The sequence below is a fragment of the Methylomonas fluvii genome (genome assembly GCF_014850975.1).
In the GTDB taxonomy this organism is placed as follows: domain Bacteria; phylum Pseudomonadota; class Gammaproteobacteria; order Methylococcales; family Methylomonadaceae; genus Methylomonas; species Methylomonas fluvii.
The window spans coordinates 1,674,199-1,700,933 of sequence record NZ_JACXST010000001.1 but is presented as its reverse complement, the minus strand read 5'-3'; the positions used below and the strand labels follow the sequence as shown (position 1 = coordinate 1,700,933).

Genomic DNA, 26,735 nt, shown 5'->3' with positions numbered 1-26,735 from the left:
TAATTTTCTATGCTCATTACTTACTGCCGTTTACCCGACCGTCTTAAATATCTGATCGATAACGATCAACAATACCTGTTAAAACAAGGCCTGAAAGGCATCGAGAAAGAAAGCCTGCGCATCACCGAGCATGGCGAAATCGCCCAAACCCCACACCCCAAGGCGCTGGGTTCAGCGTTGACCCACCCTTACATCACCACCGATTATTCGGAAGCGCTGCTGGAATTTATCACTCCGCCGTTTGCCGACATCCGCCAAACCCTGGACTACATGCACCAGCTTCACCAGTTCGTTTACCCGCATTTGGGCGAGGAAATGCTGCTGGCTACCAGCATGCCCTGCGGTATCGACGGCGACTTGAGCATACCCATCGCCGAATACGGCACGTCCAATATTGGCAAGATGAAACACGTTTACCGGAAAGGTTTGTGGCACCGTTACGGCCGCACCATGCAAGCCATTGCCGGCATTCATTTCAATTATTCGGTGCCGGAAGCGCTGTGGCCGGCGCTGTACCAGCAAAGCGGCTGCACCGCCGGCCTGGAAGATTTTATCTCCAACGCTTATTTCGGCCTGATCCGTAATTTCCATCGCCAAGGCTGGCTGATTTTGTATCTGTTCGGCGCCTCGCCGGCGATTTGCAAAACCTTTTTCAAAAGCCGTCCGCAATTGATGGAGCAGTTCAAGGAGTTTGACGAACACACCGTGTTCCACCCTTACGCCACCTCGCTGCGGATGAGCGACATCGGTTATAAGAGCAAGAACCAGGCTGGCTTGAAGATCGATTACAACTCGCTGGACGGCTACGTGGACAGCCTGAGCGCGGCGATCAACACCCCTTATCCCGACTATGAAGCCATCGGCGTGAAACTGGACGGTGAATATCAGCAGCTGAACGCCAACATTCTGCAAATCGAAAACGAGTTTTACAGCACCATGCGCCCTAAACAGATCGCCAAGTCCGGCGAGAAACCGACGCTGGCGTTGAAACGGCGCGGCGTGCTGTATGTGGAAATGCGCTCGCTGGATTTGAATCTGCTGAATCCGATTGGGATAGACGAAAGTACCGCCCGCTTTATCGAGGCCTTCTTACTATATTGCCTTTTGCAGGACAGTCCTCCGCAAGGCCCGGACGAATTTCAGGTCAACAACAGCAACCAACTGCTGGTGGCCAATGAAGGCCGCCGTCCCGGTTTGCAGTTAAACCGGGGCGGCGAAACCGTCACCTTACAGCAATGGGCGCACAGTATCTTGTACGCCATGCAACCGATCTGCGCGGTGCTGGACAGAGGCAGTTTGGACCGCCCGTATCAATTGGCTTTGCAACACCAGTTGGCGGTCGTGGACAACCCGGCCTTGACGCCGTCTGCCCGCATCCTGGCATGCATGCGCGAAAACGGCCAGGAGTTTGGCTGCTTCGCCAGCAACACCTCGGCCTTGCATAAACATTATTTCAACGCCGAACCGCTGGACGATGACACGCAACGGCAGTTCGAGGACATGGCTGCCGCATCGTTGCAAAAACAAGCCGACATCGAAGCCAACGACAAGTTGGACTTTGACGAGTATTTATCCCGTTACTTTGCCCAGAGCTAAATCCATGACTGAATTCGACTTAAGCACCGCCCAAACCGAGTTGCAAGGCAAAAATCCGCGCACCATCTTAAAAGCCGCGCTAGCCCATTTCGATAACATCGCCATCTCCTTCAGTGGTGCGGAAGATGTGGTACTGATCGACATGGCCTTGCAAATCAGAAAAGACATTCAAGTGTTCTCCCTGGACACTGGCCGCCTGCATCCCGAGACTTACCGCTTCATCGAAAAAGTGCGTAAGCATTACGGGATTGCCATCGACATCTTGAGCCCGGATCGCGAGCAGCTCGATGCCTTTGTCAAAGAAAAAGGCCTGTTCAGCTTTTACGAAGACAACCATCAACAATGCTGCGGCATCCGCAAAGTCGAACCTTTAAAACGCAAACTGGCGACACTGGATGCCTGGATCACCGGCCAACGTAAAGACCAGAGCCTGGATACCCGCGGCGACATCCCGGAAGCGCAACTCGATGCCGGCTTCTCCGGCACCGGCAAACAACTGATCAAATTCAACCCGCTACTGAACTGGTCATCCGCGCAGGTGTGGGATTACATCGAAGCCTATCAGGTGCCGTTCAACGAACTACACCAGCACGGCTACATCAGTATCGGCTGCGAGCCTTGCACCCGGCCGGTACTGCCGAATCAGCATGAGCGGGCTGGGCGTTGGTGGTGGGAGGATGCGGCGAAGAAGGAATGTGGGTTGCATGGGGGGAATGTTAAATCGGCTTGAGCCGTTGATTTACAGAAACTTGGTATACTTTGGCAGTACGTTAGCGGAGGAAAAACATGGCTACGATGATTACAGAAGTCTATGAAGCTTTGAAAGAAGCCGGCGTCAGTGAGTCCAAGGCAATCAAGGCAGCGGAAGCCATCCAGCAGCTCAGCAAGGAAGATCATTTGCATTTTGTCCAGGAGCAAATGCTGAAGTACCAGATGTATGCCGAGGGTGAGTTTAAGCTCTTGAAATGGATGATTGGGTTTAATTTGGCGTTTACGATGGCGATGCTGTGGAAGGTGTTTGCGTAAGCGGCGCACCAGCTAAACTGACTGCACAGTCCTGATTGTCGTGTTCGCTATAATCCGGGGATTACCTTGCCCAAACTTTATGTCGGTTTCTTGATTTGGAGAAAGTTTTGCAAATAATTTGGGATATTCTTTGATCGACTGCCATCGGCGCCTTTGTCGGTAGTGCATTAACTTTAATAACCACCTATCTATCACACCGATGGCAACGTTCCGATCAAGATAAAAATGACCTACAAATGATTCATGGAATTCTCCAAGCCATTCATGATGAAATCGAAACCCTCTGGGATAACTACGTTGATAATATTGGCCACCAGCTTGAAGCTTTAGGTGAAACTGAACCTCTAATTTTGTACTGGCCAGTTACCCAGGAATATTTCACTATCTATAATTCAAATGCATTTTTTATAGGTCGTATTCAAGACCATGATCTTCGAAAATTAATTGTTTCAACGTATTCAAAAGCGCGTGGCCTCGTTGACTCTTATCGCCTAAACAATGATCTTGTTCAAAAACACGAGCATGCATATTGGATTTCCCAGGAGACTCAAAACCAAATCCATCTTGCCAATGCTAAAAGCCATTATGCGGCATTGGTCAGCTATTCCAAGACTCTCAAGAAATCACACATAGAAGTGAAACAACAGGTTCAAGAACTGCTTCGAGAACTACGGAAGAAAGGCGTACTCAATAATCCCTAGTTGCGTAAGGTGGGCACGGCTTTTTGTGCCCACGCGGGTTCGGGTTTTGTGTCGCTATCGCGACTGATATTTTAACGTCGGTTCTCGGACCGACAACCGAGATACTTTCTTTTGCGTCGCCAAAAGAAAGTATCCAAAGAAAAGGCGCCCCGGATGCCGCTTGATTCCTGCGCTCCTCGCTTTTGAACGGGGTTGCCTGAAGGGGCTTCCCAGCCCCTGCATGCAACGCGATGCATCCCTGCATCGCCCCTTCGGGCTGATCCGTTCAAAAGCTGCGGTGCTCGGCGCGGCATACGGGAGAAAACCCGTCTCTCCGGCTTAGGACCGTTCGTCGACCAATGAGTATTCGTTTTGGAGGTACTGATGGATCCGGAAAAATATATTTCTGAGCGGCTGGAGCAGTATCAGAATTGGTATGACGCGAAGGCAGTGGTGGCGAAGCGTAAATACCTGGGAATGCGGGCGTTTTCTGTGGTGGGCGGCGGCTTGGTGCCGGTGTTGGTCAATATTCCGCAGCAAACCTTATGGGGTCTGCCGATTGTGCAAATCGTCGTCACCGTGATCAGTCTCTTGGTGGTAATCGTGGTGTCGCTGGAAAGCGTTTACCACTACCGCGAGCAATGGAAAAACTACCGTTCTACGGAACAACTGTTGGGCCATGAGAAGTTCATGTTTAGAACCCGGGTCGGCCGTTACCAAAATCTGGACGACGCTGAGGCGTTCAAGCAATTTGTCGAGCGGGTCGAAGATGCCATTTATGCCGAGAATTCCGCGACTTTAAACATTATGACCACTGCCAGCGAATCGTCGGGAAAGACTTCGATCAGCCAACAAGGACAATAGCCAGGAAGCTAACCGCATTTGTCGTTCCCACGCTCGGCGTGGGAACGCCTCCCCAGACGCTCTGCATCATCCAACCGTAAAACCAGCCTAATCGCCATTCCTGTTAGAATCGCCGCACCATCCAAAACAGGAGCACCGCCCATGAGCGACTTTTACAGCCCGCAGCACCGCCAATTGCAAGAACAGCACGACACCGTTAATCTGGCTGACAGATTGGAACAAATCATTGTTGAACAGCAGCTAAGCGAGCAGCATCAGCCGTTTATCGAGAGCCGGGATTTTTTCTTTCTGACCACGATAGACCAACGCGGTTACCCGACATGCTCGTATAAGGGCGGCAATCCTGGCCTGGTGAAGGTGGTTAATCCGCAAGAACTGGCCTTTCCCAGTTACGACGGCAATGGCATGTTTTTATCGATGGGCAATATCAACGGCAACTCGAAAATCGGCATGTTGTTTATCGACTTCGAAACCCCACACCGGATTCGGGTGCATGGCGACGCCCGCATTGAAGCCAACGATCCCTTACTGGCAGACTATCCCGGAGCGGAGCTGATTGTGCGGGTGGCGATTAGCGAGATTTTTATCAACTGTCCGCGTTACATTCACCGCATGAGCCGGGTTGCCAGCTCGAAATACGTGCCGCAAGCCCATCAAGACACACCGTTACCGCAATGGAAGCGTATCGATGCTGTGCAGGATGTGTTGCCAGCTTGCGATAGTCACGTCGCGGAAAGGCTGGGCGGAATAATCACACCGGAAGAATACGGAGCGATGGTGTTGAACGGCGACGCTTAGCTCACCCCCTACCTCAGAATTACTAACCTCAACATACATTTGGAGACCCACATGAGCGAAAGAATCATTATGCGCACCGGCGAAGCCCTGGTAGCGGGCGGACCAGCCGGTACGGCGGCGGAACCGGAAATCATCATCGGCGAATTGGACGGTCCGGTTGGCACCGCAATTGCCACGTTAACCGGCGATCAAGTGCAGGGCCACTCGCGGGTATTCGCGATTTTAAATACCGATATTCAGGTGCGTCCGGTCACGCTGATGGTCAGTAAGGTGACGGTTAAAAATAGCCGTTACACCAATATTTTGATGGGCACCGTGCAAGCGGCGATTGCCAATGGGGTATTGGATGCGGTGCGCGCGGGTGATATTCCCAAAGAAAAAGCCAACGATTTGGGGATTATTTGCTCGGTCTGGCTGAATCCTAGCGTGATCAAAGACGACAATCTGGATCATCAAATTTTGTTCAACATCCACCGCGAGGCCATGGCCAAAGCCATTCATAAAGCCATGACCAACACGCCGGACATTGATTGGTTGCTGGAAAACCAGGAAAAAATCACCCACAAGTATTTTCAGATGGGGTTGGACGGCAAGATTTAATTGTCTGGTCACTTGGGTTGCAAGCCTTTTGCAGCCCAACACCACGCCATCTTTCGCTCCCCTGCTGTCGTCTTGCCCGCCATTACCGCTTAACACCGCACCTACCATCCAGCCGCGCCTCGCTTCACCAAGCAAACTAATAGCGCATCACTATTTGTTTGACAAAAGCCGCAAACCCGCTTAAAAAGACCACATAGTTTCGATTCGAAATTATGTGCGCATTTACTTTTTATGGGGGATACGATCATGAAAAAAAGCATTTCGATATTGCTTATGGGCCTGCTAAGCACAACCGCCGTTACCGCGTTTGCCGCCGATCAGGCCGTGCCGTTTCCGGAGGGCTATCGCAACTGGCTGCACGCTAAAAGCATGCTGATTCAATCCGGCCACGCCCTGGAAAATCCGTTTCAAGGCCTGCATCATGTCTACGCCAATAAACAAGCGGAAGCCGGTTTGAAAACCGGTAAGTACGCCGACGGCTCGGTGCTGGTGTTCGATTTACTGCAGTATCAGGAAAAGGATAAAACCATTCAGGAAAGCGAACGCAAGCTTGTGGGCGTGATGCTGAAAGACGCGAAAAAATTTGCCGCGACCGGCGGCTGGGGCTTTGAAGGCTTTGCCGGCAACAGCAAAACCGAACGGCTGGTGAAAGACGGCGGTACTTCTTGCTTTGCCTGCCATGCATCCGAGCAAAAAACCGATTATGTGTTCTCGCAATATCGGCCTTAAGATCCCAGACTAACAAGGTAGGGACGCATAATATGGCGTCTCTACCTTACCCAAGAATAGTTTTAGGCCTGATCAAGCAAACGGACACCCGCTTCTTCGATGACGATCCGTCGTTGCTTATACAAGCCGCCTATCGCCTGCTTGAAGACCTTTTTACTGACGCCAAAGGTGTCGTAAATAATCTCCGGCGCACTTTTGTCGGTCAGCGCCACATAGCCACCGCGCTTTGCCAGTATCGCCAGAATTTTTTCGGACGTTGCATCGACTTTCTGACCGTATTTTTCCTGGCTCAGGACCAAATCCAGCTTATTGTCCGGGCGAACTTTTTTGATGAATCCGCTCAGAGACTGGCCTTTTTGCAAGGGCTGAAAAGTCTCGCTTTTATACAACACGCCCCAATATTGATTGTCCACCACCGCTTTAAAGCCCAAATCGGTTTCGTCGGCGATGATGAGTTGCACCGCTTGGCCGTCTTTGTAATAAAACGCCTGATCCTGAATGAAATCATCCAGCATCATCGTCGCGGCGATGCGGTTGTTTTCGTCTAAAAATAGCCGCACCAAATATGAACGGCCTTCAACGACTTTGCCCTTCTGTTCGCTGAACGGCAGCAACAAATCCTTGGGTAATCCCCATCCCAAAAACGCACCGGCATGGCTGAGCGATATACATTTTAACCACGCCACCTTATCGACTTGGGCAAGCGGGGTTTGCAAGGTAGCGATGGTTTGATTCTTACCGTCGATATAGACAAAGGCGTTTACGGTATCGCCGACCTTAAGATTATCCGGTGCATCTTTGTCCGCCAACCCAATCTCGCCAAGTTCCCCACCATCCAGACCATACTGATTATCACGCTGGCTGACGACGGTTAAAGTGTTGAATTTGCCTAGTTCGATCATGAAGGTTCCGGAGTTTGGTTGGGCATGAGCGTAGGCACTTGCTGGCCACACGCGGAGAAATGAACGGCTATTATACAAACGAATCGGCAAAACGGCAGACCGCTTCTCCTTAAACGGCCGCACCTTGTAAAGCTTGCCAAAGGTGACGATACGCACGTAAAACGAAGTCAAAACCCCGTTATGCTGCCGCCCGTCTATAATGGACGATTTTTTCGATTCGATAAAACCCGCGTTTATCGAATAAAAACACCGATTATGACTCTACTGCTGAAATACCTGTCCTCTTGCTGGTTTCTGAACAATCCGTCGGACTTAGTCCCGCCCAACTCGTTTATGTGGAAAAATGTGGCGTTCTATCTGATTTCCGGGATGATCGTTGAAGGCTTGATCTCCGATCCGGCGGACGGCACGTTGGAAGTTTTAGGTCGCACCACCATGGCCTTCGGCTCGGTGGCGATTTTATTGCTGATGGAAAAAAAATGGGGCTGCTTCAACCAGTTGTATACCTCGATTTTCGTTTGCGAGAATTTCATCATGACTTTGGCTGTCGCTGCCGAAGCGCTCGACTATTGGCTGGTATTGCAAAACCATATCTACCGCGAAGAAATAGGCATAGGCATCGCGGTGTTTTTGGTTGTCTGGTATATCTCCATCGTCAGCTATATCTTTCGCGCTTTCTTCAGTTACCCAACCAGCGTTAGCGTGGTTTATGCGTTTGGTTATTTCGTGATGACTTATGGCATACCGATGCTGTTGATGGACATCTAAAACAGTAGACTCCAGGCCGGCACATAGTAGTGCCAGCCCGGATCTTGCTTATTGTCGATTTTATCGAAACTTTATAAAAACAAGTGCCGCTTTCCGCATGACCACTGTGTTTTTACCAAAACCTTATAACGTAATTTTTTGGAAAAATTTACCTGATTACCCATAACTGCAAAACGGCGTGCAAAACTTTCCAGGTTCCTGGGGAAAAGAGCGTTGAAAAGTTTCCACCCCAGGTTGTTCAATGACCGGCTTTTTGCCGGAGAAACCTGGAGTGATAAAAATGGAAGTCATAACCGAAATCAGGCGATTGCATTTTGTTGAGAATGTCACCGTCAGCGCCTTGGCGAAATTATTCAAGCTGTCCCGTCCCACTATTCGTAAACACCTCAAGACGGTCGAAGAGCCGGTTTATCCGATCCGAAAGGATCAACCTCACCCGAAGCTAGGCGACTATCTCAAACTGCTAGATGACTGGCTGGCAAAAGACGCTTGCTTGCCCCGCAAGCAAAGACGCACCGCCCAACGGCTATTCGAGTGTTTGCAGATTGAAGGTTATATCGGTGGGTACACGGCGGTGCAGCGTCGTGTCAAAGACTGGAAGCTAAATCACTCTGGCAAACCCAGTGTCAAACAGGCTTTCGTCCCGTTAGCCTTTCCACCCGGCGAAACGTGCCAGTTTGACTGGAGTCATGAAACAGCGGTGCTGGGCGGCGTGGAACAAATCGTCAAGGTGGCGCATTTCCGTTTGACCTACAGTCGGCAAATGTTTGTCATTGCTTATCCGCGTGAAACCCAGGAAATGGTATTGGACGCCCATAATCAGGCATTCGCATTCTTCGGCGGTGTACCCAAACGTATGGTCTATGACAATCTGAAAACCGTGGTGGACGCGATCTTTGTCGGCAAGGAGCGGCGCTTTAATCGCCGTTTCCTAGCCTTAGCCAATCACTATCTGTTCGAGCCTATAGCCTGTACGCCCGAAGCGGGCTGGGAGAAAGGCCAGGTCGAAAATCAGGTTGGTAATATCCGCGAATGGCTATTCACGCCGCTGCCACATTGTGCCAACTTTACCGAGCTGAATGCTTGGCTGGCAAGACGTTGCCAAGAACTGGCGGCTCGACCGCATCCCGAGCAGACTAGTCGCTCAACAGCGGAATGCTTCGCGGAAGAGCGGCCATTGCTGTTGCCCATCAAGGCGCCATTCGAGGGTTATGTGGAATCGATGCGCCGAGTATCCAGCCAGTGCCTGATCTGTATTGATCGCAATCGGTATAGTGTCCCGGCCGCATGGGCCAATCGCGTGGTATCAGTACGACTCACGGCGCATCGCATCGGCATAGTGGCGGATGGCAAAGTGATTGCCGACCATGAGCGCCGTTTTGGGCGAGATCAGTTAATCTGTGATCCCTGGCATTATCTGCCGGTACTCGAAAAAAAACCCGGTGCACTCCGTCATGGTGCGCCGTTTGTGACCTGGGATTTGCCGGTTGCCATCAAAGTGGTACATGATCGTATCCTCAAGCAAGACAAGGGCGATAGAGCCTTTGTCGATCTGCTGTTAATACCCACAGGGCACAAGTGGCGAGAGACCTGGGGGAAGCCGGTCTGGACACGCTGGACGTGGCCTGTGATCTGACCTTGCAAACCGGCGTGATTAGCGCGGCCATCGTACTCAATGAAATGCGACGCCTAACGGAAGCCGCTCAACCAAAACCGTTGGCGAATACACCGGCATCGACACCCACACTCACGCTCGAACCCGTCGCCGATTGCAGCCGTTACGACACCTTACGGAGCGCTCGCCATGTCCATTGATCGCGCTGCGCAACTGAAAACCCTGCATCTGTTCGGTATGGCCTCTGCCTGGAACGAATGGCAAGCCGAATATGGGCTTCAGCAAAAACCCGTTATGCCGGAAGTCTGGTTGGATCGCTTGATTGCCACGGAACTAGCGGATCGCCAGGCACGCAGTTTGAATTATCAACTCAAAGCGGCGCGCTTTCCCATTCATCGTGACTTGATGAATTTTGACTGGGTAGAAACACCGCTGCCCAAAGCCAGAATCGAACAGCTCGCGACCGCTGGCTTCATGGATCAAGCCTACAACCTCATTTTAGTCGGCGGTACTGGCACCGGTAAAACCCATCTCGCAACGGCCTTGGGCGTGGCGGCCATTCACCAAGGCAAGCGGTTACGCTTCTACAACGCCGTCGATCTCGTCAACCAATTGGATAAAGAAAAACAGCAGGGCAAAGCCGGTAATCTCGCGAAGCAACTGACCACCATGGATGCTGTCATCCTAGATGAATTGGGTTATCTACCTTTTCCCGCATCCGGTGGCGCCTTGCTATTCCACCTGATCAGCCAACTCTATGAAAAAACATCCTTGATCATCACCACCAATCTCAATTTCGGCGAATGGGTTCAGGTATTCGGCGATGCCAAGATGACCACGGCGCTTTTAGATCGTATTACCCACCACTGCGATATTTTGGAAACCGGCAATGATTCCTATCGATTCAAGCAACGAAAAAAGGCGGTGGAAAACCAATAACCCGTCGCTGTAACTGGAAACTTTTCGACGATCTTTCCTGGATACTTTTGGAAAGTTTTCTAAGCCGTTTGACAGCAGTCGGACTGTGTACATGGATAAACTCGCGAAGGCGGACTAAATCAGTGAGGGCTTGTGGTAGCCAGATCAGGCGAGGGGGCATTGCCCCTCGCTATCAGTCCCCCAAGCAGCCAACCAAAGATCCACCTCGTCATGGCTAATAGCTTTGCCATCTTGCTCATATGTAGCTAAACGTTGTAGCGTATCTCGGCGAATTTGTTGCGCAGCTTCTTCTCGGTCTATAAATTGCCGGATTGCTTCTTTCATTAGCCAATGTGGTGAGCGTTGCTGTGACTCGCCTAAAACTTTCAAGCGATCATAAAGAGCATCATCTAACTTAACAGCTTTAGTAGTCATGGCTAACCGATCCGGTATTAAAAGGTAATGCCCAATCCTACTCTGCCCAGTTAGTCTAATCAAGTTTCTCTGCTTTTCTCTTATCGAGAGCAGATTGCCGATAGTACCGAAACAGCTAGCCAAGTTTTTTTGCTAAATCCTCAGCTCTTAAATGAGTATACCGTTTAAGCATTTTCAGATCCTTATGGCCTGTGATGGTTGCGACCTCAATTATATTCAATCCACGCTCAAAGAAGCGACTAGTGGCTTCGTGGCGCAAATCGTGGAAACGAAGATTTTGAATATTTGCCCGGACACATGCGCGATCAAATGCCTGAGTTATCGAATCTGGCTTGATACTCCAAACTCTCTGATCAATTCTGCGAGGTAAAGCCATCAAAATCTCACTAGCCTTAGAACTCAGGGGTATTTTTCTTGAAACATCTGTTTTTGTTTGAGGAATTTTGACGACACAAACATTGAAGTCAACATCCTCCCAACGCATAGACACAATTTCACCTCTACGCATCCCAGTTTCAATAGCAAATAAAAAAACTGAGTGCATCAAAATATTTTCACTTAATTCAAGTGAGATTTTCTGTTCTTCACCATCTTGTAGACGGCGATCACGGCCTTCAGGTTGTTTTGGCATCTTAATTTGTAGGACTGGATTACCTTGAGGTAAAGCAATGCCCCATTCTTTCATAGCTATATTGATGACTCTTTGAATGAGAGATAAATCTTTGCGCACTGTTTGCGGGTCAACCTCTTTAAGGCGCTGATCCCTGTAACTGGCTATTTTACTGGATGTTAAAGACGCTAAAAAATAATCACCGATGTGGTGATTGATTGCTTTCATTTGGTAAATTACAGGGCGTTGAGATTTTTTAGTCGGAAGTATTTCGTCCTGATACCTCCTCAGTAATTCACGAAGGGTGGTTTTCTCAGCTTCAGAGTGAGAAACCCAAACGCCACGCACCATCTCGCTTTCCACTACTTTCGCCCATGATTCCGCATCAGACTTGGTATCAAAAGTTTTCGATTGGGACGGAAAGCCTTTAATGCGGACTTTTGCCCGCCATTGATAATCACCACGCTTTTCGAAAGTCGCCATATAAGCTTGCCAATGTGTCCCTGTAGCAAGCAATGCCCCAAATTTGCCCCAAAAAATCAATCTGAATTCTACTTTTCCAGCTGATCTCTTGGCAAGCAATTGATTTTTATGGCGTCCCGGAGACGATTCGAACGTCCGACCTGTCCCTTAGGAGGGGACCGCTCTATCCTGCTGAGCTACCGGGACCTTAGCGCGTTATTTTACCACAGGCCAGAAGACTAGGCTTTCTGTTTTCTAATCTCCACGCGTTCAAGCGAAGTGATGAAATAGGACAGCTTGGATTGGCTTTTTGCAGACAGGTTTTCGAATAATCCGCCGATTTGCACTTTGGCTGATGCCGCCGACACCGGCTTTACAAAGCGTACGGACAGATCAAAATCCATTACGTAATCTTCAAAGGTGATTTGGCAGTTTTTGACGGTGTCGCCGCGCTGAACCCGCGCCCTATTAACGGGAACGGTAATCCCTGCTCCGCCTCTGGATAAATCGAACAGACTACCTCCGACTGAAATACCCGTACGCTGAACAACGCCGGAAAACGGAATATCGATACTGCTTATTTCCAGACGCGGGGTGCGCCGCCGCTGGGGATAAAACACGCGATCAGGGAATGGGGCTTTGTAGTAATTGATTCCCCGTGAATGACCGACTTCGATTCCCGCCAGATTAAACGATAAATGGATACCCTTATGAAAGGTAGAGAGTTTCAACGAACGACTAAGCAACAAAAAATCGTTACCGTGTTTAGGCATCAGTTCGTCGAGGATAATGACTTTCTTATCCAATTTGACTGCCAATATCGAGGAACTAAAGTCCTCGCCCTCAACCTGAACGGTACATAGCGGCGAACTATTTTCAATTTCACCCAGTAACTTGGCAATCCTGTCAGGATCGGTAATAAAGTTGGGGTTCTCAAAACTCAATAGCTCGTCATCGTCATCGTGAGCGGACTCCGTCGGCAACGGTTTTGAAAATAAATGCTTGAGTTTTCGCAGCATATGAGCGACCTGTCTGGTTATTCGCCGCTCAGTCTACACCGAAATTAATGTATGCGAAAACAGCTCGTTGCGGGTGACGCCATCGGGTCCATAGGTAGCGGCTAACGGCGACTTGCCTCTTAAGATTTGCAGTGATCTTTGCGTATGTCGACTCAATAACGCAATGCTGGCACCGTTTTGTTCGTTAATTGTGCGACAGGTTTGGGAGAGCCTAACGATGTGATTCCAATAATTCCAGGACTCGGAGATATTGATACCGGCTGACTTAGCTTTGACAAGATAGGCTTTGATGCCATCGTTACTCACCACCAATTGCTCGGTGGCGAGTACCTGCCCGAGTTGCTTGGTAAATTGCTCAAGCTGGGCAACCAGATCTTTTTTGTGGGCAGCGATTGCCGATATGGCATCCGGATCGGTTTTTTGTTTCAGGTTTGCGGCTTCGGCGTTCAGCAGCTCGTGCAAACTTTGCGTTGCTTTTAAACCGTTATTTAGTAGTTTCTCGGTAATTTGATAAGTTTTCTCTATCATGACGTCACGTGCTATTGGTTAGTTGACCTTCAAATTGCAACATTTTCTCGGCAACGCGCTCGGCGTTTACTTGATAGCTGCCGTCCTGCACAGCGGCTTTTATGGCCGCCACTCGGTCTTCGTTCACCACCGGGGCGGTAGCGCTTGCAGCGGTTGCCGATTTAATGTCCAGAGCGGTCGCGGTGATGTTGACTGTGTCCGTGGAGGCGCCGCTGACGGGCTTCTCTTTAAGCTCTGCCGAGTCCTTAACCGCTGGTTTTGCCGGTAGCGGTGTGCTAACAGATTTGCTGGTGATAGGGTCGATAGCCATGACGGTATTCCTAAATTAGTTTTATCTGTAGCATTTAGCGGCATCATCATAAATTCCTTTAACGCTTTATCAAAAATAAACCGATACCTGACCGGAATCCACCACGGTGGCCTGGATTACGCGTTGCGAAGACAAGTTTTTTACGTTGATTTTCTGACCTTTGGCACCATCAGCCATCGCCGTGCCAACCGCGCTAATCAGCACTCCGGCCTTGCCTGATTGAATATTCACCCGTTCGCCCCGCTTGACCAACGTCAACTCGGTAACGTGCAGTTTGCTCAACACACTGCCGGCGGGAATATTGCGTACCGCCTGCTTATCAACGACATCATCCAACTCAGTCAGATAACCCTGTTGCAACAAGCCAATATCGCGGGTTTCCGCAGTCAAATACTCGGCACGAATCACATCATTGCGCTGTAATGACCGATTCAAGACCAATACGTCTTTAAACGACCTTACCGATACCATGCTGTAAATCGTCCAGCCTCTTTCACCCTGGCAACGCACTCCCACCGTATTCCTGCCCGGCTTTATTTCGCCGGATTGGGTAAATACCTGCAATGGTTGTTCGCACTGCGGCAATTGCAAACGCGGATCAATTTGCGCGCCGCCTATTTCGTATTTGCCGCCAGGAACAAGGTTGTTACTGATGTATTGGTTAACAGCATCCTGGATCAACGGCACCGATTGCATCGGCCCCGCTAACGCTGTTTCGCAGACCAACAGCCAAATCACTCTCAAGTTTTTGATCTTCATTGCAGTCGCCATTTTTTTGACTTTTGCAAGAACAAAGCACGAAACATACCAGTAATTTTATAAAGTAAATAAAAGCAAAGTGTCTATAATTGCAAGCAGTATATTTCAGGGGGTTTTATGGCCGGAGTCTTAGACGGAGTCGATCAGCGCACCAAACTGGCGGGGCACAACAGATTCGAACTCTTGTTGTTTAAACTTGTTAGTAAACAACGCTTTGGGATTAATGTTTTCAAAGTTCAGGAAGTGATTCAATGCCCGCCCTTAACGCAAATTCCCAACTCGCATTCGGTGATTTGCGGCGTTGCCCACCTACGCGGCAAAACCATTCCCGTGCTCGATTTGTCGATGGCTATCGGCATGAGGCCCTTGGTGCGCGACTCCGGCTGCTACGTCATCGTGACCGAATACAACCGCTCCATTCAAGGCTTCCTGGTCGGCTCGGTAGACCGGATCATTAATATCGGCTGGGAACAAGTAAAAGCCCCACCTACCGGCACCGGCAAAGAAAGCTATCTAACCGCAGTGACTGAAATCGACGGTGAGCTGATAGAAGTGATTGACGTCGAAAAAGTGATGAAAGAAGTCATCGGCGGCCGTGAAGAAGCTTCTGCTGAAATCATCGACATGGAAGTCACCAGCAAAAACGATCACATCCTGGTGGTAGACGATTCATCGGTGGCCAGAAACCAGGTTAAACGGGTTTGCCAACAAATTGGCATCGAATGTACGCTGCTAAAAGACGGCCAAGAAGCCTGGGATCATTTAAACGCGCTGGTGGCAGACGGTATCGATATTCAGGACAAATACTCGATGATCATTTCCGATGTGGAAATGCCGCGCATGGACGGCTATACCCTCGCCACCAAAATCAAGGCCGACCCCAACATGAAAAAAATCTATTTGATTTTGCATACTTCATTAAGCGGGGTGTTTAACACATCAATGGTCCAAAAAGTCGGTGCTAACGAATTTCTGGCCAAATTTGATCCCGACTCGCTGATGAACTCCATCCAGCATCAGCTCAAACTTTATCATGCAGCCCATTCCTGACCGCTACTCGAGGCGCCGTACACCCGCAAAGCTCAGATATGTTGAACCAGGCTGAACCGGGTAGTCAGGCGGGTAAAATTATCGACATTTCCGCCGCGGAATACCAAACCATACAACAATTCCTCAGCCAGAGCTGCGGCATCGAGTTGGGCGACAGTAAACAATACTTGGTAAAAAGCCGTTTATTGCCCTTGATGGGCAAATTTGAATTCGCAAACTTCGCTGAACTGGCCAACAGCCTGCAATCCGCGTCATTTTCGGCGCAAAAAATCAAAAGCGCCGTCATCGACGCAATGACCACCAACGAGACCTTCTGGTTTCGCGACGAACGGCAATTCGTCGAACTCAGAGACCAAGTCTTACCCAACTTGCTAAATCGCAAAAACGGCAATGTAAGAGTTTGGTCGGCCGCTTGCTCATCCGGCCAGGAACCTTACTCGATAGGCATATGCGCCCTGGAAGCCATCCGAGCCTCCAGCAAATCCCGCTCCGTGCAAATTATCGGCACGGACATCTCCGAAGCCATTCTCGAGGAAGCCAAAAGAGCGGTGTATTCGGAAGCCGCACTATCTCGCGGCCTGGATAGCGCGGCAAAAGCCCGGTATTTCCACAAAAATTACGACGGCTACTTACTTACCCCGGAAGTCAGCCAACTCGTGCGTTTTCAACAATTCAACCTGCTCAAATCGTTCACTGCCTTGGGCCGTTTTGACCTGATCTTCTGTCGCAACGTCCTGATCTATTTCTCCGATCAAGTCAAACGCGACATCCTCACCCGCATGGCCGACAGCCTGGAACCGGGTGGCTATCTGTTTCTAAGCAGTACCGAAGCGATGCCGACAGGCTTAAACAGCTTTGAACTGGTTCGCTCCGGCTTAACCAGCTACTTCAAAAAAATCGGTTAAGCCGCTCGTCAGTTTATTGACGACTTAACGCAGCGGCAGCATTTTGCCGCCCCGCCCGAAACACTGGTTTTTGACACTCCCCCCAGCCCTCAAAACCGCTACACAAATGAAATAACAGCACATTTATTTTATGGCACATATACTGCTTTAAGGTTTAAAAAACCCAAAGGTGGCAATTATGGCTATTAATTTCGACAGTGCCTTAGGCATACATCCGCAAGCGTTGGCGTTGCGCGAAAAGCGCAGCGAGATTCTGGCTTCAAACCTGGCCAACGCCGACACGCCCGATTACAAAGCCCGCGACCTGGACTTCAAATCGGTGTTTCAACAAACCCTGGCCGGCGCAGGATCAGAGCTGAAACGCAGCCAGCAAGGCCATCTGCCTAGCCAAAATAATGTACTCGGCGCAGACCTGCTGTACCGCAATCCGCAACAAGCCTCGCTGGACGGCAATACCGTCGAATCGCACATCGAGCAAGCCAAATACGCGGAAAACGCCGTGCAGTACGAAGCCAGCTTACGGTTTATCAACAACAAGTTTTCCGGCCTGATGTCTGCCATTAAAGGAGAATAACCATGTCTGCATTTCGCATCTTCGACGTCGCCGGCAGCGGCATGAACGCGCAAAACCTGAGACTCAATCTGGTAGCCAGCAATATTTCCAACGCCAGCAGCGTCAGTAGCAGTATTGATCAGGTCTATAAATCCCGCCAACCGGTGTTTGCCGCCGAACTGAAAAACGCGATGGACAAGAACAGCAGCGCCAGCGGCGTCAATGTGCTGGGCATCGTCGAAAACCAGGCGCCGCCGGTGATGGAATATGCCCCCAATCATCCGCTGGCGGACGCGACCGGCTACATCTATAAATCCAACGTCAATACCGTGGAAGAAATGGCCAATATGATGTCCGCTTCCCGTTCCTACGAAAACAATGTAGAGGTGTTGAACACCGCAAAAAACCTGATTTTGCAAACCCTGAAAATGGGACAGTGAGGCATTTATGACCAGCGCAATAGACACATTTAAGAGCCTCGGCTTGGCCACTACCAGCGCCGACACATCGAGCGGCGTGAAAAAACAAACCTTGGGGCAAGACCAGTTTCTGAAACTGCTGACCACACAAATGACGCATCAAGACCCGATGAAGCCCATGGACAACGGCGAATTTCTTGGGCAGATGGCGCAATTCAGCACGGTATCGGGTATTCAAGATCTACAGGCTTCGTTCAAAGAGTTTGCCAGCTCGCTCAGCTCCGACCAGGCCCTGCAAGCAGCCGGTTTGGTTGGCCGCCATGTTTCGGCACCCGCCAAGGAAGCATTGCTGGGCGCCGGCGGCAGCGTCTCGGGCGATTTCGAAATGCCCAGCAGCTCGCCAAATGTCAGCGTGAAAATCATAGACCCGCAAACCGGCGCAACTGTCAGAGAGCTCGACATGGGTGCGCAAGCCGCCGGCACCACCACTTTTGAATGGGATGGCAAGGACAGCAACAAACAATTTGCCGACCCGGGCGTCTACAAAATTCAAGCTGAAGCCAAAATTGACGGCGTCAATACGGTATTAGCCACCAATATTAAATCGCTGGTGAAAAGCGTGACGATGGGCAGCGGCAGCAGCGGCTTGCAAGTCAATCTGGACGGCGTCGGCACCGTAAAATTCAGTCAAATTAAACAAATCTTGTGAAGGAGAAGGCATCATGGCTTTTACAACAGCATTAAGCGGCTTAAACGCCGCATCCAACAATCTGGCAGTGACCGGCAACAACATTGCCAACGCCAACACCGTAGGCTTTAAAAAGTCGCGCTCGGAATTTGCCGACGTTTACGCCTCCAGCCTGGGCGGCGTCAGCAACACCACCGCCGGCGCCGGCGTCAGAGTTGCCAACGTCGCTCAACAATTTAATCAAGGCAGCTTGTCGTTCACCGACAACAATCTGGATTTGGCGATCAGCGGCGAAGGCTTCTTTACCATGGCAAAAAGCCCAACAGAAACCAATGACATCACTTATACCCGATCCGGCGAATTCAAACTGGACAAGGACGGCTATCTGGTTAATAACCAAGGCAAATCACTGATGGTTTATAAACCCAACGGCACTGCGGTCTCCGACGGCTTCAGCACCGGGGTGACGCAACCGGTGCAGATCAATACTCTCACCGGTTTACCCAGCGCGACCGACACTGTCTCTCTGGCGGTGAATCTCAACGCCAACGAAACAGTTCCCAGCGTAACCCCCTTCGACCCAACCAACAATAACTCCTACAACTCGCAAACCTCGGTGACTGTTTACGATTCGCTGGGCTCGCCGCATATTCTCTCCACCTATTATGTGAAGGGCGCCTCGACAGCCTCCACTACGAATTGGAGTGTGTATCATTATATGGCCGAGCCGGCCACCCCAACCGCCCGAACCTCCATCAATGCCGGTACCTATGGCACGGCAGTTGCCGCTCCGGCCACGACCACCACCTTGCCGACTCCGGCCGTGATGACTTTTGATTCCTCCGGCAAATTACAATCCCCGGTGTCAGGACGCTTCGCCTTGAGTGATTACACCATACTGCCAGCGACCGGCGCGGCCCCCGTGAAGATAGGCACCATGGACTTCTTCGGCTCCACCCAGGTCCAGGAAAAATTCAGCGTGAATACGATGACGCAAAACGGCTTACCGGCCGGACGCTTGACGGGCATTGATATTGACGATGAAGGGGTGATATTTGCCCGTTTCAGTAACGGCGGCTCGCAAACCATGGGTAAAGTGGCATTGACCCGCTTCGCCAATACCAACGGCTTGGCCAAAATCGGCGACACCGCCTGGGGACAAAGCGCCAACTCAGGGGAACCGATTCCCGGTGAGGCGGGCGCGAATAACTTCGGCCTGATTCAGGCCGGCGCGTTGGAAAGCTCGAATGTCGAGTTATCCGCGCAATTGGTCAACCTGATCGTCGCCCAACAACATTATCAGGCCAATGCGCAAACCATCACCACTGAAAACAGCATCATGCAAACCATACTGCAAATTCGGTAATTAATGGGGAATAACCATGGACCGTAGCCTATACATCGCGATGAACGGCGCCAAGCAGACCTTGCTGGCGCAAGGCGCCAACGCCAATAATCTGGCCAACGCCCAAACCACCGGCTTCAAGGCTGATTTCGAGCAATTTCGCGCAATGCCGGCTTTCGGTCCCGGCTACCCGTCAAGGGTGTATTCGATGACCGAACGCCCCGGCACCGACATGGCCAGCGGCAGCATCCATACCACCGGCCGCGACCTGGATGTCGCAATCAACGGTCAAGGCTGGATCGCGGTGCGTAATGCAGAGGGCCAAGAAGCCTATACCCGCGCCGGTGACCTGCGAATCACACCGGAAGGCTTACTGCAAAACGGCGCAGGACTGTCGGTGCTTGGCGAAGGTGGCGAAGCGATCACGATTCCGCCCGCCCAAAAAATGGAAATCGGCACCGACGGCACCATCTCCATCGTCCCGCAAGGCGTCAATGCCACCAACAGTGTGATTATTGAACGGATCAAGTTGGTCAACCCCGATCCGGCCAATCTGGAAAAACGCGAAGACGGCTTGATGCACGCCAAGCAAGCCGGCGCCATCCCGCCCGACGCCAACGTCACGCTAATTCAAGGCTCGCTGGAATCCAGCAACGTCAATGCTTTGGCGGCGATGGTGGAAATGATAGAGCTGTCTCGCAACTTCGAATTGCAATCCAAAGTCATGAAAAACATCGACGACACCTCAGGCGCCAGCGCCAAGTTGATGCAAGTGGCATAGATACTGCTTCACTCCTGATAAGACAAAAAATTGTCAGATTAGGAGATTGTCATGACAGAACGAGCATTATGGGTCGCAAAATCCGGTTTGGATGCCCAACAAACCCGCATGGCGGTTATTTCCAATAACCTGGCCAACGTCAATACCACCGGCTTCAAGAAAGCCAGACCGATTTTCGCCGACTTGATGTATCAAAACGTCCGTCAAGCCGGTGCACAGTCCACCCAGAACACCCAATTGCCCACCGGTTTACAGCTTGGCACCGGGGTACGTACAGTGGCGACCGAAAAACTGCACACCCAAGGCAATATTCTGCAAACCGGCAACTCGCTGGATATAGCGGTAAGCGGACGCGGGTTTATGCAGATTTTAATGCCCAACGGCGACATCAACTACACCCGGGACGGCTCGTTCAAAATGGATTCTACCGGCCAAGTAGTTACTTCCAACGGCATGCCCCTGGAACCGGCCATCACCATTCCGCAGGACGCACTGAGCGTCACTATCGGCCAAGACGGCACGGTCTCGGTGACCCAACCCGGCGCTGCGGCAGCCAATCAGGTAGGACAGATTCAGATCGCCGACTTCATCAACACCGCCGGGCTGGAACCGATTGGCGACAACCTATTCCGGGAAACTGTCGCTAGCGGTGCGCCGATTATCGGTGCGCCTGGCGAGAACGAACTTGGCACCATGATTCAAGGTTCCTTGGAAACCTCGAACGTCAACGTCGTGGAAGAGCTGGTCAATATGATAGAAACCCAGCGTGCTTATGAGATGAACTCCAAAGCCATTTCCACCACCGACCAAATGCTGTCCTTTGTCACGCAGCAACTTTAATTCAGGACAAAGCTAATGAACACATTCATCACACGGCAAGCAAGCGGCAAAATTTTGCTGGTAGCGGCAATCGCGTTACTGGCAGGCTGCGATACCTTGCCAAAACGCGATCCCGACTTCGCCCCGGTCCAACCCGCCGATCTGCGTCCTCCGCAACAAAGCAACGGCGCGATTTACCAGGCCGGCTACGACATGCGCTTATTCGAAGATCATGCCGCCCGCCGGGTCGGCGATATTTTGACGGTAACCTTCGACGAGAACACCAACGCCACCAAGCAAGCCAATTCCAAGGCCAGTAAAAACTCTGACATTAATATCAAAGGCTCCGCCCCAACACTATTCGGAGTCGCCAGCGAGGCTTTGCTGGGACATGATCTGGCCTCATCGCTCCAATACAGTACCGACCGCAGCAGCGAAGGCAAAGGCGACTCCCGGCAAAGTAACCGGTTGACCGGCAGCATGAGCGTGACCGTGGTCGATGTGTTGCCCAACGGCAATATGCGCGTGCGCGGCGAGAAACGTGTCACGCTCAACGACGGCAGCGAATATATCCGCCTGTCCGGCATCGTGCGGCCTATCGACATCAACGTCGCCAACACCCTGTCCTCCAGCAAAGTGGCCGATGCCACCATCATGTACACCGGCGACGGTGCCTTGGCCGACAGCAGCAAGCCCGGCTGGATTTCGCGAATTCTTTCCAGCCCCTTGTTTCCTTTCTAGCCGCGGCTGACGGAGAAATCTGATGAACAAAATACTCTTTGCAATCGCCTTGCTGCTGTTGGCAAATACCGCGCAAGCGGAACGCATTAAAGACATCGCCGCCATCGCTGGCGTGCGCAGCAACCAATTGGTGGGCTATGGCTTGGTCACAGGCCTGGACAAAACCGGCGACAAAACCAAATTTACCGGCCAAAGCCTGCGCAGCATGATGGGCAAACTGGGCCTGACTTTGCCGCCCGATACCGACCCCAAAGCCAAAAACGTCGCGTTGGTCAGCATTCACGCCGACCTGCCCGCTTTTGCCAAACCCGGTCAAAAAATTGACGTCACGGTGTCGTCGATAGGCGATGCCAAAAGCCTGCGCGGTGGCTCGCTGCTCATGAGCCCCTTACGCGGTGCCGACGGTAATGTTTATGCGGTGGCCCAAGGGAATTTAGTGGTGGGCGGCCTTAGCGCCGGCGGCCAGGACGGCTCAAAAATTACCGTCAACAATCCATTGGTCGGCCGGGTACCCAACGGCGCCACGGTGGAACGCATCGTCCCCAGCTCTTTCGATCAAAGCGCTGACCTGGTGTTTAACTTGAATTCCGCGGACTTCACCACCGCGCAACGCATGGCCGATTCCATCAATAAGGCCTTAGGTGCCGAAACCGCGCAGGCCGTCGATGCCACCTCGGTCAGCGTTAGAGCGCCGGTTAACCCCAACCAACGGGTGGGCTTTGCTTCGGTGATCGAAAATCTGGAATTGGCTCCGGACGATGCGCCCGCCAAAGTGATCGTCAATTCCCGCACCGGCACCGTGATTATCAACAGCAAGGTCAGAGTACAACCGGCCGCGGTGTCTCATGGCAGCCTGACGGTGACGATCAGCGAAAACCAACAGGTCAGCCAGCCCAACCCTTTATCCGGCGGCAGTACCGTAGTCACACCGCAATCGAATGTGTCAGTAAAAGAAGATAAAAATCACATGTTTGTCTTCAACCCCGGCGTATCGCTGGACGAAATCGTCCAAGCCGTGAACGGCGTCGGCGCCGGCCCCAGCGACTTGGTGGCCATTTTGGAAGCATTGAAATCCGCCGGCGCGCTCAGGGCCGAGCTGATCGTGATTTAAACAACGTAACACAGCCGCCAATTGCATGATTTTTTGGAGATTCCCATGTTAAACGTAGACAGCGCTTCGGTTTATACCGACTTCAACGGCCTGGCGAAACTTAAACAAGGCGCCCGCGAGCAATCGCCCGAGGCGATCAAGGAAGTCGCCAAACAATTCGAGTCGGTGTTTTTAGGCATGATGATGAAAAACATGCGTCAGGCTAAATTGGCCGAGGGCATTTTGGATAGCCAACAAACTCAGTTTTATCAAGACATGTACGACCAACAAATGTCCGTGCACTTGGCCGGCAAACCCGGCTTCGGTTTTGCGGATTTGATTGCTCAACAATTGTCACCCAAACAAAATAAAGACGAAGAACAAGACAAACAACTGTCTACTGGCGATTTCTTGAATCGTGCAGCCGGCACCGGCGCTAGCAGCAACCCCGACAAACACCAATCGCTGCGGGCCGGCAGCGAAGAGGCGGAAGAGCAGATGCCGCTGGATGCTTCCGGCTTAAGCAGCCTGGAACGCAGTTTGGCCCGCTTGGAACGTAGCCAGAATGCTCTGGCCGACCAATGGCAAACCCTGGACGACAAAGTCAACAGCGATAGTGATCGGCCGCTAACGTCCAGAGACGAGTTCGTTAACCAATTGCGTCCACATGCCGAACAAGCGGCGCGCAGCCTGGGAGTGGACCCCAATGTATTACTGGCTCAAGCGGCATTGGAAACCGGCTGGGGCCAAGGCATGGTGAAAAATCCCCAGGGCGATAACAGCTTTAACTTGTTCAATATCAAGGCCGACAGATCCTGGCAAGGCAAACAAGCCAAAACCATGACGCTGGAATATGCCGGCGGTGTCGCCAAAAAAGAAATGGCCGGCTTCCGGGCTTACGATTCCTATAAAGAGAGCTTCGACGATTACGTGAACTTTATCAAAACCAATCCGCGTTACAGCGAAGCCTTGAAAAAAGCCGGCAACGCCGGACACTATTTACACGAGCTGCAACAAGCCGGTTATGCCACTGATCCGCGGTATGCGGAAAAAGTCATGACCATCTACCAAAGCCAAACCGCGGCCCAGGTAGCAGCTTTAAAAAGCGCGGGTTAGGAGGCGAACATGGCCATTGGCATTCTCGGCAATGCATTATCGGGGCTGACAGCGTTCCAGCGCTCGCTGGAAACCACCAGCAACAACATCAGCAACGCCAACACCGAAGGCTACAGCCGGCAACGCGTCGAACTGGCTACTCGCCCCGAGCAATTCACCGGCAACGGCTATATGGGCAACGGCGTCGAGGTTGCTAATATCTCCCGCAGCTACGACCAGTTCATCAGCAATCAGGTCCGCTCCAGCACCGCGACGTTTCACGATATAGACAGTTTTTACACTTTGTCTTCGCAAATCGACAACATCACCGCCGACGAAACCACCGGTCTGGCGCCGGCCATGAAAAGCTTTTTCGATGCGATAGACAGCGTTGCCAACGATCCCAGCTCGGTGGCCGCCCGCCAGGTGATGTTGACCGAAGCCGAATCGTTAACCCAGCAGTTCAATACCATGAGCGAGCGCTTCGGCGACTTGCGTAAACGCGTCAACGATAACATCACCAGCTCGGTTCAAGAACTGAACGGCTTTGCCAAAACCCTGGCCGAATTGAATGTGAAAATCGTGTCGGACATCGGCCGCTCGTCCGGCAAGCAAATGCCCAACGAGTTAATGGATCAGCGCGACCTATTGCTGACTAAAATCGCCGAAAAAGCCGACGTAACTTATGTCAGTCAGGCTGACGGCTCATACAACGTGTTTATCGGCAAGGGCCAACCACTGGTGTTGGGCAGCGCGGCTTCGACGCTGTCTGTGGTCGGCGACAGTAACGACGTCAATCAAAAGCTGATCATGCTGAATGGCCAGGATATTTCAAAACAGTTATCCGGCGGCGAAATCTCCGGCAATTTGCGTTTTAGAGATCAAGTACTGGACCCCGCGCAACAACAGCTGGGTTTGCTGGCAACCGGTTTGGCTACCGAATTCAACAACATCCATAAAGCCGGCTACGACATCAACGGCGCGACCAATGTAGCGTTTTTTGATTTGAATTCGCCGACTCCGCAAGTCAAAGCCACTGTCAGCGATAGCACCTTGGTGGTTTCCAGCGCGTTTGTCGCGCCGACCAGCGCGGCGGGTTTAGGTGCCGCCTATCGGCTTGATGTGACCGCAACAGTGCCGGCGGCCACTTTCAGTCTGACCAATTTAAGCGACAACACCACTACGGCCGGTTTAAGCGCCGCCACTCTGGCGACCACCGCTGCGACTAACGGTTTTAGCATCAGCTTTAGCGGCGGTTCGTTGACCGTTGGCGACTCATTCCAAATCAGCCCCAACTTTAACGCTGCCGCCAAAATCAAAGTGAACGCGGCCATCACCAATCCCAGGCAAATAGCCGCCGCCAGCGCCACCGGCCTGCCCGGCGACAACAGTAATGCGCTGAAATTGGCTAACCTGGAAACCCAAGCAAAAATGTTCGGCGGTAAAGCCAGCTTTACCCAAGTCTATGGGCAAATGATCTCCGATGTGGGTTCGCAAACTCATGCCGCCTCGGTTGGCCGCACCGCGCAGGAAACCCTGTTAAAACAAGCCACCAGCGCTAAAGAAAGCGTATCCGGCGTCAATCTGGATGAAGAAGCCGCTAATCTGATCAATTTTCAAAATTCGTATCAGGCGGCCGCCAAAGCTGTTTCGGTTGCCAATTCACTGTTCGACACCCTGATCGGAGCATTCCGCTAGGAGACTATTATGCGCATTTCAACCTCATGGAATAATCAGCTCGGGCTTAACGCCATGTTGGATCAGCAATCCAAACTGAGCGAGACTCAGCTAAAACTATCCTCCGGCAAGAAATACCTCAGCCCGTCGGAAAATGCGGTAGCCGCGACCAGCCTAATCGACTTGAATCACAATATTAAGGAAAACCAGCAATATCAGGTCAATATCGGCGCGGCGCGGCAAAGGCTGGACCTGGAAGAATCGGCGCTGGATAACGCCGGCAGCGTATTGCATAGGATCAGGGAATTGACCGTGCAAGGCTTGAACGACAGCAACACGGCCACCAACCGTAAGCAAATCGCCATGGAAATCGACGAGCTAAACAAGCAATTGTTAAGCATCGCCAATACCAAAAATGCCAACGGCGAGTATATTTTTTCCGGATACAAAACCGACCAGGCCGCATTTACCGACACCCCGGCTTACGCCTATCAAGGTGACGCCAACCAACGCAGTATTGCTATTGGCCCCAGCCGGCAAGTGACCGACGGCGACCCGGGCGACTCGGTATTCGGCAGCATTCAAGTCGCGCCACTGACAGCCGGTAGCATCAGCAACGTGTTTCAAGCAGTCGCGCAAATATCCGCCGATTTAAAAGCCAACACCCCTAATAAAGGCTCTTTAAACGACATGGATGCCGCACTGGTGCGCTTCGATACGATACGCGCCTCGGCCGGCGCCCGCCTGAACGCATTGGATGACCAAGAAAACTTAAATGCCGACTACATTCTGGACAACAAATCCACCGCCTCGGACATCGGCGATCTGGACTATGCGGAAGCCTTGAGCAAATTTAATCTGCAACAAATATCCCTGCAAGCCGCGCAACAGGCGTTTACCAAGGTGCAAAATTTGTCTTTGTTTAATTACATTTCGTAATTTTTTAGCCTCAA

General features: G+C 51.6%; 32 protein-coding genes and 1 tRNA gene. 25 read left to right on the top strand and 8 right to left on the bottom strand.

What is annotated here, in order from left to right:
* The first annotated feature begins 9 nt into the window (after nt 1-9).
* From gshA to EBB_RS08105, 8 genes are all read left to right on the top strand, one after another.
* Entirely contained in the window at nt 10-1,596 is a 1,587-nt protein-coding gene (gene gshA, locus EBB_RS08140; protein ID WP_192393240.1) for a glutamate--cysteine ligase, read from the top strand.
* Between the two features lie 4 nt (nt 1,597-1,600).
* Nucleotides 1,601-2,326, top strand: a complete 726-nt coding sequence (locus tag EBB_RS08135; protein WP_192393239.1) for a phosphoadenylyl-sulfate reductase — start codon at nt 1,601-1,603, stop codon at nt 2,324-2,326.
* A gap of 56 nt (nt 2,327-2,382) precedes the next feature.
* The gene (locus EBB_RS08130; protein ID WP_101052192.1) at nt 2,383-2,622 is read left to right on the top strand and encodes an integrase; all 240 of its coding nucleotides are present in this window, start codon (nt 2,383-2,385) and stop codon (nt 2,620-2,622) included.
* 236 nt (nt 2,623-2,858) lie between these two features.
* Nucleotides 2,859-3,323, top strand: coding sequence for a hypothetical protein (locus EBB_RS08125; protein ID WP_192393238.1), 465 nt, complete (start codon nt 2,859-2,861; stop codon nt 3,321-3,323).
* A gap of 363 nt (nt 3,324-3,686) precedes the next feature.
* Nucleotides 3,687-4,166, top strand: coding sequence for a DUF4231 domain-containing protein (locus tag EBB_RS08120; RefSeq protein WP_192393237.1), 480 nt, complete (start codon nt 3,687-3,689; stop codon nt 4,164-4,166).
* Between the two features lie 141 nt (nt 4,167-4,307).
* Nucleotides 4,308-4,964, top strand: coding sequence for a pyridoxamine 5'-phosphate oxidase family protein (locus tag EBB_RS08115; RefSeq protein ID WP_192393236.1), 657 nt, complete (start codon nt 4,308-4,310; stop codon nt 4,962-4,964).
* 51 nt (nt 4,965-5,015) lie between these two features.
* The gene (gene fae, locus EBB_RS08110) at nt 5,016-5,564 is read left to right on the top strand and encodes a formaldehyde-activating enzyme (RefSeq protein ID WP_192393235.1); all 549 of its coding nucleotides are present in this window, start codon (nt 5,016-5,018) and stop codon (nt 5,562-5,564) included.
* Nucleotides 5,565-5,810: 246 nt separating this feature from the next.
* Nucleotides 5,811-6,293: a cytochrome P460 family protein gene (locus EBB_RS08105; RefSeq protein WP_192393234.1), complete on the top strand. Its 483-nt coding sequence runs from the start codon at nt 5,811-5,813 to the stop codon at nt 6,291-6,293.
* Between the two features lie 62 nt (nt 6,294-6,355).
* On the opposite strand, the gene EBB_RS08100 is transcribed toward EBB_RS08105, so the two are convergent.
* Nucleotides 6,356-7,195 (bottom strand): CvfB family protein, encoded by an 840-nt coding sequence (locus EBB_RS08100; protein ID WP_192393233.1) that lies wholly within the window; start codon nt 7,193-7,195, stop codon nt 6,356-6,358.
* A 255-nt stretch (nt 7,196-7,450) separates the two neighbouring features.
* Between EBB_RS08100 and EBB_RS08095 the strand changes: the two genes are divergently transcribed.
* The 4 genes from EBB_RS08095 to istB all read left to right on the top strand — a co-directional run bounded on the left by EBB_RS08095 (nt 7,451) and on the right by istB (nt 10,517).
* Nucleotides 7,451-7,963, top strand: a complete 513-nt coding sequence (locus EBB_RS08095; protein ID WP_225587275.1) for a hypothetical protein — start codon at nt 7,451-7,453, stop codon at nt 7,961-7,963.
* A gap of 280 nt (nt 7,964-8,243) precedes the next feature.
* Entirely contained in the window at nt 8,244-9,599 is a 1,356-nt protein-coding gene (gene istA, locus EBB_RS08090; RefSeq protein WP_225587274.1) for an IS21 family transposase, read from the top strand.
* Nucleotides 9,542-9,778 carry a hypothetical protein gene (locus EBB_RS25835; protein WP_225587273.1) on the top strand — a complete coding sequence of 79 codons (237 nt, stop codon included), beginning with the start codon at nt 9,542-9,544 and terminating at the stop codon, nt 9,776-9,778. The genes istA and EBB_RS25835 overlap by 58 nt, the downstream gene beginning before the upstream one ends.
* Nucleotides 9,768-10,517, top strand: coding sequence for an IS21-like element helper ATPase IstB (gene istB / locus EBB_RS08085; RefSeq protein WP_020485619.1), 750 nt, complete (start codon nt 9,768-9,770; stop codon nt 10,515-10,517). The genes EBB_RS25835 and istB overlap by 11 nt, the downstream gene beginning before the upstream one ends.
* Before the next feature lie 144 nt (nt 10,518-10,661).
* Here the strand turns inward: istB and EBB_RS08080 are convergent, their stop codons facing one another.
* The 7 genes from EBB_RS08080 to flgA form a co-directional block, all read right to left on the bottom strand.
* Nucleotides 10,662-10,931: a CopG family ribbon-helix-helix protein gene (locus EBB_RS08080; RefSeq protein ID WP_192393232.1), complete on the bottom strand. Its 270-nt coding sequence runs from the start codon at nt 10,929-10,931 to the stop codon at nt 10,662-10,664.
* Between the two features lie 115 nt (nt 10,932-11,046).
* Nucleotides 11,047-12,024, bottom strand: coding sequence for a site-specific integrase (locus EBB_RS08075; RefSeq protein WP_192393231.1), 978 nt, complete (start codon nt 12,022-12,024; stop codon nt 11,047-11,049).
* A 109-nt stretch (nt 12,025-12,133) separates the two neighbouring features.
* Nucleotides 12,134-12,210, bottom strand: a tRNA-Arg gene (locus tag EBB_RS08070).
* Nucleotides 12,211-12,242: 32 nt separating this feature from the next.
* Nucleotides 12,243-13,022 carry a flagellar brake protein gene (locus EBB_RS08065; RefSeq protein ID WP_192393230.1) on the bottom strand — a complete coding sequence of 260 codons (780 nt, stop codon included), beginning with the start codon at nt 13,020-13,022 and terminating at the stop codon, nt 12,243-12,245.
* Nucleotides 13,023-13,055: 33 nt separating this feature from the next.
* Nucleotides 13,056-13,550 (bottom strand): flagella synthesis protein FlgN, encoded by a 495-nt coding sequence (locus EBB_RS08060; RefSeq protein WP_192393229.1) that lies wholly within the window; start codon nt 13,548-13,550, stop codon nt 13,056-13,058.
* A gap of 4 nt (nt 13,551-13,554) precedes the next feature.
* Complete coding sequence (gene flgM / locus EBB_RS08055) at nt 13,555-13,860, bottom strand: flagellar biosynthesis anti-sigma factor FlgM (RefSeq protein ID WP_101052429.1); 306 nt, start codon at nt 13,858-13,860, stop codon at nt 13,555-13,557.
* A gap of 69 nt (nt 13,861-13,929) precedes the next feature.
* The gene (gene flgA / locus EBB_RS08050) at nt 13,930-14,619 is read right to left on the bottom strand and encodes a flagellar basal body P-ring formation chaperone FlgA (protein WP_192393228.1); all 690 of its coding nucleotides are present in this window, start codon (nt 14,617-14,619) and stop codon (nt 13,930-13,932) included.
* 117 nt (nt 14,620-14,736) lie between these two features.
* On the opposite strand from flgA, the gene EBB_RS08045 reads away from it, so the two are divergent.
* The 13 genes from EBB_RS08045 (at nt 14,737) to flgL (ending at nt 26,721) form a co-directional block, all read left to right on the top strand.
* Entirely contained in the window at nt 14,737-15,669 is a 933-nt protein-coding gene (locus tag EBB_RS08045; protein WP_192393227.1) for a chemotaxis protein CheV, read from the top strand.
* 38 nt (nt 15,670-15,707) lie between these two features.
* On the top strand, nt 15,708-16,574 hold the full coding sequence (locus tag EBB_RS08040) for a CheR family methyltransferase (RefSeq protein WP_192393226.1): 867 nt from the start codon (nt 15,708-15,710) through the stop codon (nt 16,572-16,574).
* A gap of 178 nt (nt 16,575-16,752) precedes the next feature.
* Nucleotides 16,753-17,148: a flagellar basal body rod protein FlgB gene (gene flgB / locus EBB_RS08035; protein ID WP_192393225.1), complete on the top strand. Its 396-nt coding sequence runs from the start codon at nt 16,753-16,755 to the stop codon at nt 17,146-17,148.
* Between the two features lie 2 nt (nt 17,149-17,150).
* Entirely contained in the window at nt 17,151-17,567 is a 417-nt protein-coding gene (gene flgC, locus EBB_RS08030; protein WP_192393224.1) for a flagellar basal body rod protein FlgC, read from the top strand.
* 7 nt (nt 17,568-17,574) lie between these two features.
* Complete coding sequence (locus EBB_RS08025; protein ID WP_192393223.1) at nt 17,575-18,255, top strand: flagellar hook assembly protein FlgD; 681 nt, start codon at nt 17,575-17,577, stop codon at nt 18,253-18,255.
* Nucleotides 18,256-18,268: 13 nt separating this feature from the next.
* Nucleotides 18,269-19,600: a flagellar hook protein FlgE gene (gene flgE / locus EBB_RS08020; RefSeq protein WP_192393222.1), complete on the top strand. Its 1,332-nt coding sequence runs from the start codon at nt 18,269-18,271 to the stop codon at nt 19,598-19,600.
* Between the two features lie 16 nt (nt 19,601-19,616).
* Nucleotides 19,617-20,360 carry a flagellar basal-body rod protein FlgF gene (flgF, locus tag EBB_RS08015; protein WP_192393221.1) on the top strand — a complete coding sequence of 248 codons (744 nt, stop codon included), beginning with the start codon at nt 19,617-19,619 and terminating at the stop codon, nt 20,358-20,360.
* Nucleotides 20,361-20,411: 51 nt separating this feature from the next.
* On the top strand, nt 20,412-21,200 hold the full coding sequence (flgG, locus tag EBB_RS08010; protein WP_033159262.1) for a flagellar basal-body rod protein FlgG: 789 nt from the start codon (nt 20,412-20,414) through the stop codon (nt 21,198-21,200).
* Nucleotides 21,201-21,215: 15 nt separating this feature from the next.
* Nucleotides 21,216-21,920 (top strand): flagellar basal body L-ring protein FlgH, encoded by a 705-nt coding sequence (gene flgH, locus EBB_RS08005; protein WP_192393220.1) that lies wholly within the window; start codon nt 21,216-21,218, stop codon nt 21,918-21,920.
* A gap of 22 nt (nt 21,921-21,942) precedes the next feature.
* The gene (locus EBB_RS08000) at nt 21,943-23,031 is read left to right on the top strand and encodes a flagellar basal body P-ring protein FlgI (RefSeq protein ID WP_192393219.1); all 1,089 of its coding nucleotides are present in this window, start codon (nt 21,943-21,945) and stop codon (nt 23,029-23,031) included.
* A gap of 45 nt (nt 23,032-23,076) precedes the next feature.
* Nucleotides 23,077-24,126 (top strand): flagellar assembly peptidoglycan hydrolase FlgJ, encoded by a 1,050-nt coding sequence (gene flgJ, locus EBB_RS07995; RefSeq protein ID WP_192393218.1) that lies wholly within the window; start codon nt 23,077-23,079, stop codon nt 24,124-24,126.
* A gap of 9 nt (nt 24,127-24,135) precedes the next feature.
* The gene (gene flgK, locus EBB_RS07990; protein WP_192393217.1) at nt 24,136-25,803 is read left to right on the top strand and encodes a flagellar hook-associated protein FlgK; all 1,668 of its coding nucleotides are present in this window, start codon (nt 24,136-24,138) and stop codon (nt 25,801-25,803) included.
* A 9-nt stretch (nt 25,804-25,812) separates the two neighbouring features.
* Nucleotides 25,813-26,721, top strand: a complete 909-nt coding sequence (flgL, locus tag EBB_RS07985) for a flagellar hook-associated protein FlgL (RefSeq protein ID WP_192393216.1) — start codon at nt 25,813-25,815, stop codon at nt 26,719-26,721.
* The last annotated feature ends 14 nt before the right edge of the window (nt 26,722-26,735 follow it).